18 protein-coding genes and 1 riboswitch are annotated in these 16598 nt (G+C 49.5%); of the genes, 5 read left to right on the top strand and 13 right to left on the bottom strand.

All coding sequences use genetic code 11. The features are described from left to right. Window positions 1-35: 35 nt before the first annotated feature. On the bottom strand, window positions 36-1901 hold the full coding sequence (locus AUC31_RS01655) for a DUF2075 domain-containing protein (protein WP_058381684.1): 1866 nt from the start codon (window positions 1899-1901) through the stop codon (window positions 36-38). A 168-nt stretch (window positions 1902-2069) separates the two neighbouring features. On the opposite strand from AUC31_RS01655, the gene AUC31_RS01650 reads away from it, so the two are divergent. Next, window positions 2070-2435, top strand: coding sequence for a type II toxin-antitoxin system Phd/YefM family antitoxin (locus AUC31_RS01650; protein WP_058381685.1), 366 nt, complete (start codon window positions 2070-2072; stop codon window positions 2433-2435). A gap of 155 nt (window positions 2436-2590) precedes the next feature. Here AUC31_RS01650 and AUC31_RS17620 read toward each other — a convergent pair whose 3' ends face one another. Further along, window positions 2591-2746 carry a hypothetical protein gene (locus AUC31_RS17620; RefSeq protein WP_157073443.1) on the bottom strand — a complete coding sequence of 52 codons (156 nt, stop codon included), beginning with the start codon at window positions 2744-2746 and terminating at the stop codon, window positions 2591-2593. A 214-nt stretch (window positions 2747-2960) separates the two neighbouring features. Here AUC31_RS17620 and AUC31_RS01645 point away from each other — a divergent pair, with 214 nt between their 5' ends. After that, window positions 2961-3227 carry a hypothetical protein gene (locus tag AUC31_RS01645; RefSeq protein ID WP_058381686.1) on the top strand — a complete coding sequence of 89 codons (267 nt, stop codon included), beginning with the start codon at window positions 2961-2963 and terminating at the stop codon, window positions 3225-3227. Between the two features lie 28 nt (window positions 3228-3255). Here the strand turns inward: AUC31_RS01645 and AUC31_RS01640 are convergent, their stop codons facing one another. The 4 genes from AUC31_RS01640 to AUC31_RS01625 all read right to left on the bottom strand — a co-directional run bounded on the left by AUC31_RS01640 (window position 3256) and on the right by AUC31_RS01625 (window position 5381). Beyond that, window positions 3256-4542 (bottom strand): M48 family metallopeptidase, encoded by a 1287-nt coding sequence (locus AUC31_RS01640; protein WP_058381687.1) that lies wholly within the window; start codon window positions 4540-4542, stop codon window positions 3256-3258. Between the two features lie 176 nt (window positions 4543-4718). Continuing rightward, entirely contained in the window at window positions 4719-4961 is a 243-nt protein-coding gene (locus AUC31_RS17810) for a hypothetical protein (RefSeq protein WP_058381688.1), read from the bottom strand. Beyond that, complete coding sequence (locus AUC31_RS01630; RefSeq protein WP_058381689.1) at window positions 4958-5164, bottom strand: hypothetical protein; 207 nt, start codon at window positions 5162-5164, stop codon at window positions 4958-4960. The genes AUC31_RS17810 and AUC31_RS01630 overlap by 4 nt, the downstream gene beginning before the upstream one ends. Continuing rightward, window positions 5157-5381 carry a hypothetical protein gene (locus AUC31_RS01625; protein WP_058381690.1) on the bottom strand — a complete coding sequence of 75 codons (225 nt, stop codon included), beginning with the start codon at window positions 5379-5381 and terminating at the stop codon, window positions 5157-5159. Before AUC31_RS01625 ends, AUC31_RS01630 begins: the two co-directional genes overlap by 8 nt. A 179-nt stretch (window positions 5382-5560) precedes the next feature. Between AUC31_RS01625 and AUC31_RS01620 the strand changes: the two genes are divergently transcribed. Further along, window positions 5561-5851, top strand: coding sequence for a hypothetical protein (locus AUC31_RS01620; RefSeq protein ID WP_058381691.1), 291 nt, complete (start codon window positions 5561-5563; stop codon window positions 5849-5851). 48 nt (window positions 5852-5899) lie between these two features. Here the strand turns inward: AUC31_RS01620 and AUC31_RS01615 are convergent, their stop codons facing one another. After that, the gene (locus AUC31_RS01615; RefSeq protein WP_058381692.1) at window positions 5900-8485 is read right to left on the bottom strand and encodes an ABC transporter permease; all 2586 of its coding nucleotides are present in this window, start codon (window positions 8483-8485) and stop codon (window positions 5900-5902) included. After that, on the bottom strand, window positions 8482-9165 hold the full coding sequence (locus AUC31_RS01610) for an ABC transporter ATP-binding protein (protein ID WP_058381693.1): 684 nt from the start codon (window positions 9163-9165) through the stop codon (window positions 8482-8484). The genes AUC31_RS01615 and AUC31_RS01610 overlap by 4 nt, the downstream gene beginning before the upstream one ends. 250 nt (window positions 9166-9415) lie before the next feature. Between AUC31_RS01610 and AUC31_RS01605 the strand changes: the two genes are divergently transcribed. Then, window positions 9416-9646: a hypothetical protein gene (locus AUC31_RS01605; RefSeq protein WP_058381694.1), complete on the top strand. Its 231-nt coding sequence runs from the start codon at window positions 9416-9418 to the stop codon at window positions 9644-9646. An 84-nt stretch (window positions 9647-9730) separates the two neighbouring features. Here AUC31_RS01605 and AUC31_RS01600 read toward each other — a convergent pair whose 3' ends face one another. The 3 genes from AUC31_RS01600 to AUC31_RS17615 form a co-directional block, all read right to left on the bottom strand. Beyond that, the gene (locus tag AUC31_RS01600; RefSeq protein ID WP_058381695.1) at window positions 9731-10735 is read right to left on the bottom strand and encodes a sensor histidine kinase; all 1005 of its coding nucleotides are present in this window, start codon (window positions 10733-10735) and stop codon (window positions 9731-9733) included. 2 nt (window positions 10736-10737) lie between these two features. After that, a complete protein-coding gene (locus AUC31_RS01595) occupies window positions 10738-11421 on the bottom strand; it encodes a response regulator transcription factor (RefSeq protein ID WP_058381696.1) in 684 nt (227 codons plus the stop codon). 117 nt (window positions 11422-11538) lie between these two features. Further along, window positions 11539-11709, bottom strand: a complete 171-nt coding sequence (locus AUC31_RS17615) for a hypothetical protein (RefSeq protein WP_157073442.1) — start codon at window positions 11707-11709, stop codon at window positions 11539-11541. A 149-nt stretch (window positions 11710-11858) separates the two neighbouring features. Further along, window positions 11859-11958: riboswitch (purine riboswitch) on the top strand. Window positions 11959-12256: 298 nt separating this feature from the next. On the opposite strand from AUC31_RS17615, the gene AUC31_RS01590 reads away from it, so the two are divergent. After that, window positions 12257-13441 carry an MFS transporter gene (locus tag AUC31_RS01590; RefSeq protein ID WP_058381697.1) on the top strand — a complete coding sequence of 395 codons (1185 nt, stop codon included), beginning with the start codon at window positions 12257-12259 and terminating at the stop codon, window positions 13439-13441. A 36-nt stretch (window positions 13442-13477) separates the two neighbouring features. Here AUC31_RS01590 and AUC31_RS01585 read toward each other — a convergent pair whose 3' ends face one another. Both AUC31_RS01585 and AUC31_RS01580 read right to left on the bottom strand, forming a co-directional pair. After that, window positions 13478-14422: an Abi family protein gene (locus tag AUC31_RS01585; RefSeq protein ID WP_058381698.1), complete on the bottom strand. Its 945-nt coding sequence runs from the start codon at window positions 14420-14422 to the stop codon at window positions 13478-13480. 16 nt (window positions 14423-14438) lie between these two features. Next, window positions 14439-16427: a penicillin-binding transpeptidase domain-containing protein gene (locus tag AUC31_RS01580; RefSeq protein ID WP_058381699.1), complete on the bottom strand. Its 1989-nt coding sequence runs from the start codon at window positions 16425-16427 to the stop codon at window positions 14439-14441. Window positions 16428-16598 lie beyond the last annotated feature (171 nt).

Here is a 16598-nt window from a genome sequence, read left to right as displayed (position 1 = left end):
GCTCCCCTCACATTGTTATAAATAATTTTCTAATTTTAGTGGCTTTTATCTTTATTATTACCTCCCATATAAGTATTTTTAAGATCTTTATCCACTAAATAAACATAGCACCCCTTCATCCCTCGAGTCATCAAGGTCTTATACGTATTCCTCACCAATTGATCAAGCGGATCGACTGCATATTTCCCCTTCGGTTTTGCCGGTCTTGCCCCTTTGTCTTTAAAATTCTCCCGCTTCACTTCCAGCGATTGTGTTTCCGGATTATAGGTCAAGTCGTTGCCTATAATGACACCTACATATTCCATCTCGAGTCCTTGAACGGTATGGATGCAGCCGATCTGTTCAGAGCCTTCAGGGTGGATCGCCCAGTCGATGCGGTTCGGGTCGTTCCATGGCATGGCGAAGTCATGTTCTTCTACGACAACGTCTTTTGGCAACTTTCCGTTTATAGGGTTCTTATTCCAATCCCAGGCGTAGCCGGCAAGTAGCCGGCCGCCTTTTTCTTTGACGATTTTGTCGTACAGTTCCTGCGGGGAATCGACGACTTGGAAGTCGAAGTCGCCGTCGAGCGGGATGTCCTGTTTCTTGTCGTATAGCAAATTATCGAGCCATTCTAGATAATTGCCTGAGCCTGCGCAGCGGAACTGTGAGTCGAGTTCGACGACATGGACGTTGGCATTTTGTTTTTCAGCTTCTTCTTTTAACAGCTCGAAGCGTCCAATATCTTTATTAGAGATGACTTGTTCGTCGTCGATAAAGAAGACACTGAGTCTGCTGGAGCGGATGATTTGTGTCGCTTGGTTTTCACCTTCGATTTTCGGTTTCATGTGGCCTTGGTTTTTCAGGCGGTGAGCTTCATCGCAGACGAGGACGTCGTAATAGTTGTTTGGTGTATCCACATATGCTGCGGATCCTTTGAACAAGCTACGGATTTCCACGAAGCCGCTCCGGCCAATCAGTTTCTTGCGCAGGATTTCACGGAACGATTGATTCGGCGTGATGTATTCAATTGTTGCTTCCTCACCTAACAGGAAATTCATCAGGTTCAAGCCGATGACAGATTTACCGGTGCCTGGTCCGCCCTTGATGAGGATTGTGTGCTTTTGGTCGGTTTCGAGATCTAAGCCATTGTAAATGGATAGCACTTTTTCGTAGGCGACTTTCTGTTCGTCGAGCAGGATGAATTCCTCGTTGCCTTCGAACAATGAATTAACGGCTTCGACCAGTTTTTTTGAGGGTCGGATACGTCCTTCTTCAATTCTCCGTGCGATTTCGTCGCCTTTTCCTTCCGAGACCGCGTCATTAATACGTTTTCGCAACAACAGGTCATCAAATTGGAAATAGACCGGAGACTGTTCGATATAGCTTTGGTAGCGTTCGTCGAGCAAGGGCTCTGATTCACGGTTGGGTATGTAATTATGCAAATACGCACAAGAGCTTAAATTGATTGAAGTGCCTTCATATAAGGACTCGTTGAAGTTCTCGAGAAAGCGCTTATAGGATAAGGACTGGTAGGAAGGATGCACCGTTTCACGATTGCGCCCGCCGAGATAGGTTTTGACGATGCCATCGCCTTCTGCCAGCTGGGATTTCTGCCATTGCTTTAGCTCCACAATGACCGCGTTTTGCTTACCAGTCTTGTCTTCGCCGGTGATGAGAAAATCAATCCGCTTTTCAGTTGATGGTAATTTGTATTCGAGCAAGACATGCGTGCCATCTTTCAAATCAGCATCCCTCAAAATTTTTGCCATTTGAGGCAAGGAGTTGGTCCACGAACGAATTTCACTCGGAGAAACCGAATGGTTCATCTTCTCCTGCACTCGATCCAGAAGAACAGATTCAATGCGCTGCTCGAGCACATGGCTGATGAATTTGGAAGAGCTTTCGTTATAGATAATCATGCGGTTGCCCCCTGTCTACTCTAGTTGTAAAATCCTGTATCTTACTTATTTTCAGTTTAGCATTATTTAACTAATCTGAGGATGCTTTTTGCAATATTGCTACGATTATTGACAGATTATTAGCTTGAGAGCATATTTAGACAAAGAGCTGATAAGGAGATGATTCGAGTGCTTCTTAAATCGGGACCCAAACCTTCTATTACTTCCGACCAAATCGTACCTGTCTCTAAGGCTGCGAAGAACTTTTCTTATTTGCGTAAGGCAGCTAAAGAAAAACCACAATACCTATCTTTTCATGGCCGAATCGATTCCGTGATGCTGGATTACAGAGAATTTGAGAGATTGTATCAGGAGCTCGAGTATTATAAGGAGCTGTTTTGGAAGTTTGAAATCAGCAATCGCGTTTCGGAGCTAAATGCCGCTCCTGAAAAACTGGTGCCGTTGAGAGAAGTTGTTGGAGAACAGGCTTATGCGCAGATTTTAGCTATGGATCCAGATGAGATGGATGATGATGGTTTGTTCGATGATGAATAGTTTGTTACTTTGAACGATAAAAAGCTCGCAATGGCTGCGAGCTTCTTTGAATACCTTTTATTCTATTACTCACTCATCTATTCCAAGGTTTTGGGATAAGTGAGTGTGTAAAACACTTTCACCTTAAAGACCCTTAAATTAACGCTGATATCATATCAATCCTCTTCTTCCTCTTCACCATCATCCGTATCAGTCATCGTATCATCAGCGCCGTCGTTTTCTTCGAGCGGTTCTGTTTCCGGTTCACTGTCGCCTGAGCATGCAGACAATGCCAGTCCGCTCGCGAAGATGATTGCTGCGAATTTTTTCATTTCAACCATTCCTCTCTAGTAAGGATTTTGAGGCTTCTTCCTCCGTGCTAACTATCCGGGACATTTGCTGCCATTCACCAAGCTGTTCCTAGTTGCCAAATAAATGTGTGTTACTCCCTGCCTACCCGCCTATCGCAATCACATAACATATTCAGCCAAAATTCCAGTAACTTTTGTTGGCTCAATTCCGTCTATCTGTCAAAGGGGTGAAGCCATGAAACGCTTGAGTTTGCTCGTATTGTTCTTAAGCCCTCTATTATTCGGCTGCATGCAAGAACCGCAGATTACTGAATCCGAGGCCATCGCGATCATCGAAGAGCTTAATACCAATTCATTCGGGACAGCCGAAGTGATTTCGATCGAATACAGCTGGGGTCGTTATGAGCTGGAGTGGGAAAACGAAGGGAATTGCGAATGGGGCATCGATCATGTCGATGGGGATGATGGCAGCGTAAAAATGAAACAAGCGTCGATCTGTTAGCGATCGACGCTTGTTTTTTTGATATCTATTAATAGCCTTGTTCCAGCATTTCCATGAATTCTTCTTCGGAGCTCGCGCCGATTTCATCCATGGCGCTTAGGCCATCGGGTCCTTCGAGTGCTGGGTCGGCGCCGTTTGCGACGAGAATTTTAGCGCTTTCGTAATCTCCGTAAGCCACGGCTGTCGCGAGAACCGTTCCAAAGTCATCTGTTGTGTTCGGGTCCGCTCCTGCTTCGAGCAGCGTGGTGACAACGTCCGTATCGCCTGAATACATCGCATACATCAAGGCGTCTTCATTCCCGCCATTGCGGGCATCGATGTCGGCGCCGTTTGCGAGTTGGGCTTCCACTTCAGCAACATCACCCTCTGAGGCCGCGACCATGAGCGGCGTTTCACCGTCGACTGAAAACCCGTCGGCGAAGCTCGCTTCTGAAAATTGCATGAAGCTTGCAAAGGCTATGGTGCCGGCTGTCGTTAATGCGATGAGGCCGATATAGCCTGCGGTGACTCCCGCAATGAGCAATGTCGCACCCAGAGCAATTTTGCCGTTGTTCGGCTCGTAGTATCTTACATCGCCATCATGGAAGCGCTCGATGGACTGGATACGCTTCGGCAGACGCGGATGCGTCGACAATACCTCGGCAAGCCAAACGAATGCATTCGACTCGGTGTGGATCTGTTCGCGGTACGCGTCTTCGTTCACTTCTGCGTAGGTTTTCTTGCCGATGCCAAGAAGCGTCAATGCGCGTTTTGCGGCTGCCGCGTTTTGAATAGCGTACGCGGCGTGGCGGTCGCACGTGTATTCACATGAACGGCTGTACGCCGTACTGAGGAATGGAATGAACCCGGCCGGCAGGATCAATAAGTTTTTCCAGACGTGGCGGCGTTTTACGTGAGCCAGTTCGTGGGCGATGATAAAATCCAGTTCGTCTTGGCCTTGCTCGCGCGCCAGTTCAAATACTTCTGAATACAACACGACCATGTCGCGCCCGAAAAAGCGTGTCGCAAACGCGTTGAGCGCGCCTTCGGATTGGATGACGAAAACGTCCGGGACTTTCTTTAATTCCATTTGCGCAGCTAAAGTCTGCACGCGTTCATAGACATCCGGGAATTGGCGCTCGTGGATGCGCACGCCGTTGCCGCGGATGGTCCCGAGCATGACGACATTGGCGAACAAAAGAATCGCAAACACCGTCAAGGCGATGCCGATCCCGATAATGGAGACAGCTGCCAAAATATAAATAAGAATGCTGAAGATCAGGCTAATTACAAAATACACGGTCTCTCTGCTGGATTGAATATTCGTCTTGCTCATCATTTTCTCCCTCTCGATTTGGAATATCTTACATATAATAGCACTTACTACTCATTTGGAGAATAGGTTTTTGGCTTATGGGATAAATTAATTTAATCAAGGAGATAAGCTTCTTTACACCAATTAAGAGCATGAGAAAACGCCGATCTATTGAAGATCAGCGTTTCTTGAATGATTTATTTTTTGTATTTCGCTCGTCTTTTTTTAAGCCAGACGACCAATAAAATATACAAGATAGAAACAACGATGGCTACTGGAATCATCCATAGTATGTATTCAAGGTATGAGATGCCGCTGCTTTGATAGACAGCTGTCCCGACCCAGGTAGCGAGGAACACTAAAGGGAAAAATATCAGTGGATCTTTTTCCTTTGAAATAATCGGTTCTGTGAGATGTTTCTTCACCTCCGGCCAGTTCATATACGCTCACCTGCCCGCTGCTGTTTCTTGCGGCGCTTGTTCAGGACGATGGGCCGCAGCACACCGGCTATTATGAATCCGGCAATCAACGACCCGAAAAAGAAGACCCATCCCGGTTCGCTGCCGAATATGTAACTCGTCAAAAACGCGATGGCCGCGTATGCCACTGCCCATGAAATGGCCTTTACTGCATAGTTAGTCATTACCGTTTTCCTCCAAGCTAGCTTTTGTTTTCTTCTCTTTTTCTAGCCGCTTCTTCTCCATGCGCGGCAAAATGAATACAACAAGAAGAAATCCAGCAATGACGGAACTAATGACCAGATTCCAAACCGGTTTTCCTTCTATGATATAACCCATAATAAAGGCGGCTGCGCCATAAATGGGTATCACCAATAACGCATTTTTCCATCGGTTATTCATTTTTTCTCCTCCTAGCTATACTCCCCTGTTACCCTCAGGGAATACCGGGAAACCTTTCCAGCAAGATAGCTGAACGCTATTCAAGCAAACCTTCAAAAATTGGTAATTTGTGTTAAACTGAAACCAACTAAACAGACGCTCATCTTAGATTGGCATCCATCACAAGGAGGCTATCCGACATGGAATACGCTGCAGCCGGTGGCATTTTGCTCGTCTCGCTGCTTCTCGCCTATCAATTTGGTAAAGGCTATTCGCGCAAAGGCAAATATATCATTTGGGGCGTTACGACAATGTTTGTTATCTGCCCGTTGTTCTCCTGGCTCGTCAGTATGGGCTATGCTCATTACGAACGAAACGGTTGGGCTGCAGTGGCGATGCTTGCTATCCTGTACCCCAGCACGTTCATCATCGGCTTGGTGTTATTGCTAATGGGAATCTTCCGCAAGAAAGACACCGTTCGCAGAATTTAACTCTCTATACAAAAAACGCGCTCCGCCAACCGGCAGAGCGCGTTTCCTTTATGCATTTTCCTGTTTCAAACTCTCAATGATGTTGTCGTTCTTAATTTTCGCTATCGAGTAAAGCATCGCTGCGCCGACGATCAAGAAGATGACGACGATGACAAAGGCGACGCTGCCCCACGGGACGATGAATCCGTAATCGAAGGTCTGGCCGAGTGCGAAATGCATCGCCACCATTGCCGCGAAACTGATCGGCAAGCCGTATGCGAGGGCTTTGACGCCGTAGAACAGGCTTTCGTAGCGGATCATTTTATTGAAGCCTTTTGGTGTCATGCCGACCGAGCGCAACATGGCGAATTCGCGTTTTCTGAGTTGAACGCTCGTCGAGATGGTGTTGAAAATGTTCGCGATGGAAATAAGCGAAATCAAGGTGATGAACCCATATGTGAATATCTGCATAAGCAAGACAAGCTGTTCTTCTTGCTGGCGCCGCTGGAAGACATTCGAGATGTCGATGCCAGCTTCGTTGATTTCCAGAATCTCGGCTTCCGTTTTCATTGGATCGCTCGATGCAAGCGTGATGGACGGATAGGTGTCGCCAGCGATAAAGCCGATTTCATCAAGCGCATCCATTGGCACGATCAAATCCAAATTACCTAGATAGGAAGCGGACACACCCGCTGGCGTTTCGTCCGTCAGCGCAGCGATTTCGACATTGGCGAGCACTTCCGGTTCGATTTCCTCACCCATTTCATTGATGGAGCTGCCGAGAAGTTCTAAACTCTCGCCTTCCTCCACTTTGACAGTCTCCGTTTCTTTCAACGTACCGGACATGCCGTCTTGGTAGACCACTTTGTCGATAAGGATGGCACGCGGCGTTTCCTGTCCGAAATCGGCTGGATCGACGCCGATTTGTTCCGCGTATTGCTCGAAGTTTTCACTGTCCATCGCATAGACCGACACGTAATAACGGTAGCGGTCGTCGATGAGCTCCGTTTCGCCCCGTTCAATTTCTTCGAGCAATGCTTCCGGCAATCGGTCTTGCGGGATATGCGCTTCGCCTCCTGCTTGGCGCATCAAGCCGGCTTCGGTGACGTCCGGCAAGTTTGCGTATTGTGCGAGACTGTCTTCGTTCAGTTCACCCCCATACAATTGGATATCGTATCGCAGCTCGCTTTGCGTCATTTCAAGCGAAGTTTTCAAGTTATTGGTGAAATAGGTCACCGACAAGAACAAGACGATTGAGATGACCAGTGAGAACACCGTGGCCAAATAACGTTTGCGATTGCGCTTCAAGTTTTTCAAGCCGATTTCCGCTTCCAAACCGAATAATTTGCGCACCCATTTCGAGGTCTTCACGGCTTTCCCCGTCAGTTTGATGTCTTGCGTTTGGCGGATGGCGTCAATCGCGGAAATCTTCGACGCTTTTTGCGCCGGGATGTACGTTGAGATCAAAATCGTCAGTGCCGAGACACCAATCGCCACGACGAGCATCATCGGCGTGACAACGACTTCGAGCTCCTGCTCGACATTGAGCGCGCCTTGCAAGAAAGTGTTGACGAACTGAAAGGTTACCCAAATGCCGCCAAGCCCTGCAAGAATGCCGAGCGGGATGCTGATGGCGCCGATGATGGCCCCTTCGAAAAATACCGAGTTGCGTTTCTGGCGCTTGGTCGCCCCGACGCTTGCGAGCATGCCGAGATGACGCGCGCGTTCGGAGACGCTGATGGCGAACGCGTTGTAGATGAGTGCCACCGAACCGATGACGACGATGCCCATCATGATACCGGCGAGCGAGAACAAGGTCGTCCGTAAATTATCGTTTTGCGTGGCGCCGTATAAGCGCAGGAGATCTGAATTGAAATCGACCGATGGGATGCCCTGTTCGTTGGCAAACGCTTTGGCGTCATCGAATAATTCGTTGTTGATTTTCGAAGCGACGACGTAACCGTCAAAAGTGTCACCCGCTGCGGCCGTGTTGGTATCGGTAAACCCGACGACGCTCACTATCGGAAGCCAAGAGACTTCCCAGCCCGGCTGCTCGATGATGCCGACGATGTCGAAGGTTTTCTCTTCTACATCAACCAGTTCTTCATTGAATGTGTCGCCTTCACCGAACTGCATGGCATCGAACTCTGAGAGCTTGCGGTTTTCCAAGCTGTGCATGCGTTCGCCGATGCCGGCGGTCAAGGTGTCGCCGACTTGGTAGGTTTCGTCGGAATTGGTATTCAAAGTTTCCGAGATGACGACTTCATTGGCGTTTTCAGGCAAGCGCCCTTCTGTGAGCGCAAGCGGGAAATGATCCATGCCTTGTGTTTCGAAGTTGCGAAAATAAAGATAACGTTTGTTTTCCGTTTTGGCGCTGTCGAATGCGGCAAAACCATCGCTCGTGACAATAAGCTGTTCGGTGTTATCGTCTTTAGCAACCGCTTCAAGCTGTTCGACATTTGCGTCTTGATACTGCACATGCCATTCGCCGTTTTCTTCGATGTCTCCGCGAATCAACAGATCGAGAAACGACACGCCAAGCGTTGCGACCGCGGTGATCATGGCGACGGAAATGATGGCGCCGATAATGGTGACAAGCGAGCGCCGTTTGTTTTCCTTCAAGTGGCGGACGGTGACTTTATTGACGATGTTCATGAGCGGATGACCTCGTCTTTGGCGATTTTGCCGTCTTCGATCGAGATGACGCGGTCCGCTTGCAAGGCGATGCGCTCATCGTGCGTGATGACGATCAAAGTCTGCTTGAAGGTTTTGTTAAACATCTTCAGAAGCTCCATGATTTCTTCGCTGTTTTTGCTGTCGAGGTTTCCAGTCGGCTCGTCCGCAAGCATGATCGCCGGGTTGCTGACAAGCGCGCGGCCAATCGACACGCGCTGCTGCTGGCCGCCGGATAATTGATTCGGCAAATGGTCCAGCCGTTGGTCGAGCCCGAGCGTGTCGGTGATTTTGCGGAATTGGTGTTTGTCGACACGTTGTTCGTCGAGCAGCATCGGCAAAGTGATGTTTTCTTCGACCGTCAAGATCGGGATCAAGTTATAGAATTGATAGATCAAACCGATTTGGCGGCGGCGGAAAATAGCCAGCTGTGTTTCGTCGAGTTGATAGATGTCGGTGCCGTCGATCGACACATTGCCGCTGGACGGTCGGTCGACGCCGCCGAGCAAGTGGAGCAAAGTTGATTTGCCGGAACCGGATGGCCCGATGATGCAGATGAATTCACCTTTATTGACCGTGAACGACACATCGTCGAGTGCTTTGACCGCCATTTCGTCCTTGCCGTATACTTTTGATAAGTTTTTCACTTCCATGATTGTCATAAGTGTACCCTCCGTTTGGTTACTGTATGATTTTACTATAACGGCGCATGATGACTGCCCGGTGACTCTTAGGTGACAATCTAGTCACTTAACGAAAATTTAGTGAGATCTGTTTTAGTCCACTTGAAAGTGGGAGGCAATTTCCAGATATTGATTTCATGTTACAATTTAATTATAGAACTCCTATTTAGTTCAGTTTGGTTAAACAGGTTTAGCGTGAACAACTCATCCATATAGAGGAGGAGGAAACGTGGATTTATTATTGTGGTTTATGATCGGATTTATTCTCATCGGATTGCTTGTATTCCTTTTCATGAAAAGACGCATGGAGACGAAGCTTGCGCATGTCAAAGCAAATCCGGACAGCGAGTATGTTTCAAAAGATACCAAGCACTTGGTTTGGTGGGTATGGAGCGTTACTACTTGGGGCGTTGCCAGTATTGCACTGGTCTTCTGGTGGTTTAACAGTACATCGGGATAAGCGTTGATTCTAATTAACAATAGTGAACAGAAATTCCGTCGAGGCGGAGTTTCTGTTTTTTCATTCCATGAAAAAAAGCAGGCGCTAGATCACCTGCTTGTAGAATTTGATATGGAAGCGGGTGCCTTCGTTTGGCGTGCTTGCGACTTCGATGTCGCCGCTTTGGCTCGTGATAATGCTATAGGCCATGGCGAGACCGATGCCGACTGAGTCGTCGCCCGCGTTTTCGCCTTTATAGAAACGCTTGAAGATGTAGGGCAAGTCTTTTCTGGAAATGCCGCTGCCGTTGTCTTCGATCCGGATATCCGTGTACAGCGCGTTTTCGCTGTAGCTAATTGTCAGCTTGCCGCCTTCCCCAGTATGTTCGACGCAGTTTTTCAAAATATTGATGAGCGCTTCTGTGGTCCAGTTGAGGTCGCCTGTAAACGCCGCGTTTGGGTCACCTTCGATATGGAGTTCCTGCATTTTGATGTCCATCGGGATCAGCAGCGGTTCGACGGCTTTTTCAATGAGCTTGGATACCGGGATGCGGTCTTGTTTGAAATGAATCGTGCCGGCATCAATTTTCGATAGTTTCAATAGCGACGACACGAGCCAGTCCATGCGCTCGAGCTGGACGTGGAGATTGCGGATGAATTCGGTGCGTTTTGCGTCATCCAACTCGCTGTCGCGTAACAGATCCGCCATGACCATCATCGAGGTGAGCGGCGTTTTTAATTGATGGGAAATGTCCGAAATGGCGTTCGTCAGCTTGCCTTTGTCTTCACTAAGCAGAGCGCCGTGTTCCGACAGCATTTTCGTCACTTTGTAGATTTGCGTTTTGAGCAGGCTCAGCTCGCCTTCGCGGTTGTCGCGCACATCGAGCTGAAAATCGCCTCCGCTGATTTGTTGGAGAAATCCCGATAAGCGCTCGATTTGCCGGTAGCGCCACCAAGTGAAAACGAGTGCCGTTGCGCTCAACAATAGCGAGACGCCGAGCACGAACCAAGCGGCTTTAGAGGAAACGAAGATGGCTGACAGGATTGTGCCAAGTGCGCTGATTGTAACGAGTGCGGCAAATAGCCAGCGGATTTCGCGGTTGCGCAGCATCCTTATTCACCCGCCTTATAGCCCATGCCGCGGACTGTTTTTATGAGTTCCGGTCGCGCCGGATCGTCTTCCAGTTTTTCGCGCAGCCGTTTGATGTAGACCGTTAGCGTATTGTCGTTGACGAAATCGCCGCCGACGTCCCAGATGCGGTCGAGCAATTGCGCCCGCGTCAGCACTTGGCCGAGGTGGTTCGCGAAAATGAGCAGCAAGCGGTATTCCAACGCAGTGAGGAGAACTTCATTGCCCGCTTTATGGACTTTGCCGTCCGACATGTTGATGTGCACATCGCCGAGTTCGACGACCGTTTTCGGCTGCGCATGGCGCTGGTAGCGGCGCAGCACGGAATTGATGCGCGACAACAGCTCACGCACTCGAAACGGTTTGGTGATGTAATCGTCCGCGCCCATATCGAGCCCCATGACGACGTTCACTTCATCGTCGAACGCCGTCAGGAAAATGACCGGGATGTCGCTTTTCTTTTTCACAAGCGCGCATAAGTCATAGCCGCTGCCGTCGGGCAAAGACAAATCGAAGAGGCATAAATCGATTGCGGACAGCTGTTGTTCGATTGTAGCCTTGGCGTCTTTTGACGTGTGGCATAACACGGTGGTGAAGCCTTCTTGCTCAAGAGAATATGTCAGGCCGGAAGCGATCGTCCGATCGTCTTCGACTACGAGTATGTTCATCTGTATTCCCCTATCCTTGTTAAAATGAAAAAAGCCGGTACCGGTAGATTTATTATCATCTACGATACAGGCTTTCGCTGAAAGTGACTAGCTATTGAATGGAAATAGTGGAAAATCTTAAGAATTGCTTTCGTCCTTATCGTCTTGTTCGTCCTCGTCCTCCAAAAAGAAATAGGTAATGCCGACTGATATAAAGATCAGGCCCAGTGCCGGCGACTGGTCGCCCGTGAAGCTGAGGATAGAGAACACGAGGCCTAGCATAAGAAACGTATAGCCAATCGTTTTCATCAACTCATTCCTTTCGCGTGGACCGATTTGGTTGCGGTAGTCTATTCTACGGTCGAACTGGAATTAAGTTTCATTTCTTCAGGAGAGGTCTGACGTCTATTGTATATTTTCTTGCATAAACCCCGTTTATATAGTAAGCTGTTCAAAGTGAATAACCCCCATAATCTATCTGTATAACCTTAAGAATACGGCTTAAGGGTCTCTACCAGGAACCGAAAAATCCTGATTACAGAAAGCGATCACTCGTTTTCTGTAATCAGGATTTTTTTATTTTCTGACGATACTTCTACAAGTTGAACTTACAAAGCCTATAAATGAGAAGAACGCTTAGTTTACAAGCAAAGATATGGAGCAAAACAGCGCAGACTCCTGGGGGACCAGCGAAGTGCTGAAATCCATTCGGGCGCATAGCCCGAATTAGTTCAGCTCGAGCCCCCCGGAAAGCCAGCTGTTTTGCGGAATATCTGATGAATGTACTAGCAATGTAACTTATCCATTAAAAGGCGCTAACCCGTAAAACTTGTATAGACGAAAGGAAGCGTATGTTATGAATTTGAAAGTTTATATTTTAGCCTTGGCCACAGTGGCAGTTGGACTGGTCGAACTGATTGTCGGCGGCATCTTGCCAACCATTGCCGAAGAGTTCGATGTGTCGTTGAGCGCTGCCGGTCAATTGATCACCTTGTTCGCTTTGATTTACGCAATCGCCGGACCGGTATTGCTGATTGCAACCAGCCGTTTTGAGCGCAAGAAAGTGTATTTGATTTCCATGTTCATCTTTTTCCTCGGGAACATCATGACGTTCTTCAGCCCAGACTTTACGTGGATGATCATCGCGCGCGTCATTACCGCGGCGAGTACGGCGCTTATCGTCGTCCTATCTCTCACGATCGCAGCGAAAATCGTTGAGCCGCCTTACCGCGCGAAAGCGATCGGCCTGATCTTTATGGGGATCAGCTCGTCGCTCGTGCTCGGCGTTCCGCTTGGCATTTTGATTGCCGATGCATTCGGCTGGCGCGTCATTTTCCTTGCGATCGCAGCCCTGTCGCTCGGTTCGATGGCGTTGATCGCGCTTTACCTCCAGCCGATTCCTGGAGGCACGGCGATTCCGCTTAAGCAGCAATTAAAAGCGGTCGCAAGTGCGAAAATCGGTACGGCCCACCTCGCGACGCTATTCATGCTTGCTGGGCATTACACAGTTTATGCGTACTTCACGCCGTTTTTGGAAACGACCATGCAACTTAGCCCATTCTGGGTCAGTGCTTGTTATTTGATCTTCGGCATCGCAGCAGTGAGCGGTGGCGCAATCGGCGGCTCTTTGTCCGATTCGATCGGTTCAAAGAAAAGCATTTTGATCGTCATCTCGGCTTTCGCTGTCTCTTTGTTCGTCCTTCCGTTCACGACTTTCTCGCTCGTCATCTTTTTGCCAGTGATGGTCATTTGGGCAGCGCTCAGCTGGGCACTTGCCCCGCCGCAGCAAAGTTATTTGATTGAAACCGACCCGGCCACATCCGACATCCAGCAGAGCTTCAATAACTCCGCACTGCAAGTCGGCATCGCGCTCGGCTCCGCAGTCGGCGGCCTCACCTTGACGCAGACTGGCTCCGTCACCAGCACTGCTTGGGTCGGCGCGGTGATTGTACTGGTTGCGCTTGGCTGTGCGGTGTTCTCGATTACGCGCCCAGCGATTGAACGCAGCATACGTAGCTACCAAAAATCGCAAAGTCTATAATATGCAAAAGGCCTGGTCCGCGGACCAGGCCTTTTCTTATTCACGGAATCCCGCATCTTTCATAATCCACACGTATGGCCTTTCCGGCAAAGCTTCTTCCAAGCTCCGGATCAATTCCAACAGTTCGCGCGTGAACGCTTCATATTCATCAGGCGGTGACACCACTTTCAACAACTTAATTAATGAAGCGGTTGTGCCACGTATGATATAGCCTTTTTCCTGATGCAATTGCGCTTCGAGCTTGCCCAGTTCAAGCGGAGACCTTAAGCGGAACGAATACAGCACTTCTTCGTGCGCCGCCTTGTTGCGAAACGGAAAGACGATTGATAGGATCTCATCAAGCTCCGCTGCACGCAGTGTGATGCCCTGTTCTCTTGCGTCCTCTGCGAAATCCTGCGCGATGCGCGTACGCAAGTCCTGGTCAATGACCGTATAAAAGTTCGTAATCTGGCCGAGCGAAAGGAAATTGACCAGCACCCATAGCGGCAAGTTCTTGTGTTTTTCGTAAAACTCGCGAAGCTCCGGATAGCGCACGCGGTGGCGCTTTCTGTGGCTTTCGATCAAGTTATTGAGCGTTGCGGTGATGCGGTCGCGTTCATGGAAATGAATTTCATCCGGACTGTAATTCGCGCTGTCGAGAAAGCTATCAACTTCTTGGAAGCGTTCGGAAAACCGGTACGCGAGCTTGGATTTGATGCTGCGTTCGAATTTCAACAGTTCCCCGAGCAATAACAAGCGCAATTTGCGGTCGAATTGGTACAGCGCGAGAATATGATTGAACGTCGTGCCGGCTTCGTACAGTTCTTGGCCGTACGGGTTTTTCGTTTCATCGCGCTCAAGGAACGGTTCCTTGTATCCGTCAATCAGTGCATAATAATTGTCGCGCGATAGCACGCGTCTTGCGGCTGCTTCGTCTTCTACAATGAGTCCACGGCTTTTTAAGATCGCGAGCTGTTCGTCGTGCGTCGCAAAGCTTTTCATGTCCACCTCTCCCTGTTTAGTCATCGCTGAACAATGCGCCCGCGATAGCCGCTGCGTCTTTCTCATCTTCCATCATGACCGCTGCACTTAAATTACCGACGTTCGGGTCGTAGCCGGCGAACCAGCCCATATCGCCATCATCGGTTTTGATGACAGCTGTCTTGCCTGCAAGGCCGTGGCCGTCTTCTTCACCGGCTTGGACGAGTGCTGTGCGGACCATTTCCGCTTGTTCGGCGCTGAGGAGCTCTTGTTTCAAATTTTCTTCTTCTGCGTCTCCGAACAAAATCGGCTTTTTCATTTCGCCGTCTGCTAAAAATGTGCCATACATGAGCGCTGCATGGAGAACGTTCATGCGCACTTGACTCTCGCCGGATGCAGAACTCGCGAGCTGGCCTTCTGAGCCGAACGTTCCGCTTTCCGAGATTTGCGAAGCTGCAAGCGGCACCGGATAATCGAAGGTAGTGCCGAAGCCGAATTCATTCAAGCCTTCTAAAAAGCTATCGTCTGGCATATTAGTGGCCTGGATCGCAAAGTAAATGCTGTCGGAATGGACGAGCGCTTTTTCCAAATCAATCGGATTTTTGACGCCCGGATTCGGACGGGTGATGCGGAAATCATTCCATGACGGGAATTTCTGCCACGTCTCCCCGTCGATCTCGATGCCTTCCGCCGGATCCAACGTTCCCTGCTTCATAGCAACGGCCGCAGTAACTGGCTGCATCAAGTAGGACGGCGGATATGCGGCGGCTGCCCGGTTGAAGAAGGGCTGGTCCGGATCATTGGTGAGCTGGCGGAAGCGCGTTTCCTTGATTCCTGGAATGAAATCATTCGGGTCGTAAGCCGGCGAACTGACCAGCACATGCGTCTCGCCCGTGTACGGGTCGATCGCGGCTGCAGCGCCCGGTTCCCCACCCATTTCCTGATAGACGTCCTGCTGCAAATCGGCATCGATTGTCAGTTCCACCGTCTCGCCGGCTGCCGACGAGTTGTCGACGGCGGTGATCGTTTCGTTTTGTGCGGTCTTTTCAATCAAGATCTTGCCGCCTCGTTTTCCGCGCAATGCAGTTTCGAAGATTTCTTCCAAGCCTTCACGGCCGACGATATCGCCTTGGCCATACCCTTGGCCGCTGCGCTCTTCTAACTGTTCAGCGGTGATCGGCGCGATATAGCCAGTCAAGTGTGCCATCGATTTGCCGTACGGATAATGACGCATCGTCACTTTCGTGCGCTTGGTTCCGGGAATCGCAAACAGGCGGTTCAATTTCTCGCGGTCTGGCCCAACAGTTCCAAGCGGCACGTAATGGTGCGGCTGGACCCATGGCTTTTCGAGTTCTGCGTCAATGTCTTCGACGGACAAATCCAAAAGCCCGGCGAGCCGTTCCGTGTAATCATCGCGGTCGAAATTCCCCGGGACGACACCGATTTCGTAGGCATCCGTATTGCCGGCGATGACCTTGCCATTGCGGTCGACGATTTCGCCGCGCTCGGTATCGCTAATTTGCACGAATACGTTATCGTCTTCAGACAGATTTGGCAAAATGAAAGACGGATCCCATTCTGCGAACCATTCGCCTGCTTCAGCTTCTTCCGTCTCCTCGTAGACAAAACTCAGTGTCTTATCGAATTCGATTTCGCCGATGACGCTGTCCATCGAAATCGTCAGAGGAATATCCGCCGGCTCGTTTTTCAGCCACGGCTCTTCGCCCAATTGCCAATCGATTTCGCGCTCCGATAAGGACAATTGCTCTTCAAGTTCCACTTGCCAGTCAATGAACGTCTCTTCGCCGAATGCTTCTTTGGTCCGGTCGGTCAGAAATTCTTCGTACAGCGTATCGTATTCGCCCGCTTGCCACAATTCCATGAATTGCTCTGCACGCGGTTCTGGCGATGCGACCGTCTCCGGTTCCGCTTCTTCCGGCGCCGGCACTTCCGCTTCCTCGTCTGAACACGCCGCAAGCGTCAGCGCAGCGCCCATTCCGATCATCCACAGCTTCACTCTTCCCATTTTTACCCCTCCGTCTCCTTAGCCCTTTTTACCATCTTACCCTGAAACCGCTTGCTTCAATACGGAAATTTTTGGATTAGGGGTTTGAAAGTTCGAAATCGCTCCGGGCAGACGCTTTCCGTTCGTTCAACTCACTTTAGGAAAAATATTGCGAAATACACTTAATAAAAC

This window comes from Planococcus rifietoensis (assembly GCF_001465795.2).
GTDB classification, from domain to species: Bacteria; Bacillota; Bacilli; order Bacillales_A; family Planococcaceae; genus Planococcus; species Planococcus rifietoensis.
Note: the sequence above shows the minus strand (reverse complement) of the source record. Positions and strands in the feature narration are given on the sequence as shown.

Excerpts from the sequence above, each read along its gene's own strand:
- AUC31_RS01655 (WP_058381684.1), bottom strand. The coding sequence starts at position 1,901 with ATGATTATCTATAACGAAAGCTCTTCCAAATTCATCAGCCATGTGCTC.
- AUC31_RS17620 (WP_157073443.1), bottom strand. The coding sequence starts at position 2,746 with ATGAAAAAATTCGCAGCAATCATCTTCGCGAGCGGACTGGCATTGTCT.
- AUC31_RS01645 (WP_058381686.1), top strand. The coding sequence starts at position 2,961 with ATGAAACGCTTGAGTTTGCTCGTATTGTTCTTAAGCCCTCTATTATTC.
- AUC31_RS01640 (WP_058381687.1), bottom strand. The coding sequence starts at position 4,542 with ATGAGCAAGACGAATATTCAATCCAGCAGAGAGACCGTGTATTTTGTA.
- AUC31_RS17810 (WP_058381688.1), bottom strand. The coding sequence starts at position 4,961 with ATGAACTGGCCGGAGGTGAAGAAACATCTCACAGAACCGATTATTTCA.
- AUC31_RS01630 (WP_058381689.1), bottom strand. The coding sequence starts at position 5,164 with ATGACTAACTATGCAGTAAAGGCCATTTCATGGGCAGTGGCATACGCG.
- AUC31_RS01625 (WP_058381690.1), bottom strand. The coding sequence starts at position 5,381 with ATGAATAACCGATGGAAAAATGCGTTATTGGTGATACCCATTTATGGC.
- AUC31_RS01620 (WP_058381691.1), top strand. The coding sequence starts at position 5,561 with ATGGAATACGCTGCAGCCGGTGGCATTTTGCTCGTCTCGCTGCTTCTC.
- AUC31_RS01615 (WP_058381692.1), bottom strand. The coding sequence starts at position 8,485 with ATGAACATCGTCAATAAAGTCACCGTCCGCCACTTGAAGGAAAACAAA.
- AUC31_RS01610 (WP_058381693.1), bottom strand. The coding sequence starts at position 9,165 with ATGACAATCATGGAAGTGAAAAACTTATCAAAAGTATACGGCAAGGAC.
- AUC31_RS01600 (WP_058381695.1), bottom strand. The coding sequence starts at position 10,735 with ATGCTGCGCAACCGCGAAATCCGCTGGCTATTTGCCGCACTCGTTACA.
- AUC31_RS01595 (WP_058381696.1), bottom strand. The coding sequence starts at position 11,421 with ATGAACATACTCGTAGTCGAAGACGATCGGACGATCGCTTCCGGCCTG.
- AUC31_RS17615 (WP_157073442.1), bottom strand. The coding sequence starts at position 11,709 with ATGAAAACGATTGGCTATACGTTTCTTATGCTAGGCCTCGTGTTCTCT.
- AUC31_RS01590 (WP_058381697.1), top strand. The coding sequence starts at position 12,257 with ATGAATTTGAAAGTTTATATTTTAGCCTTGGCCACAGTGGCAGTTGGA.
- AUC31_RS01585 (WP_058381698.1), bottom strand. The coding sequence starts at position 14,422 with ATGAAAAGCTTTGCGACGCACGACGAACAGCTCGCGATCTTAAAAAGC.
- AUC31_RS01580 (WP_058381699.1), bottom strand. The coding sequence starts at position 16,427 with ATGGGAAGAGTGAAGCTGTGGATGATCGGAATGGGCGCTGCGCTGACG.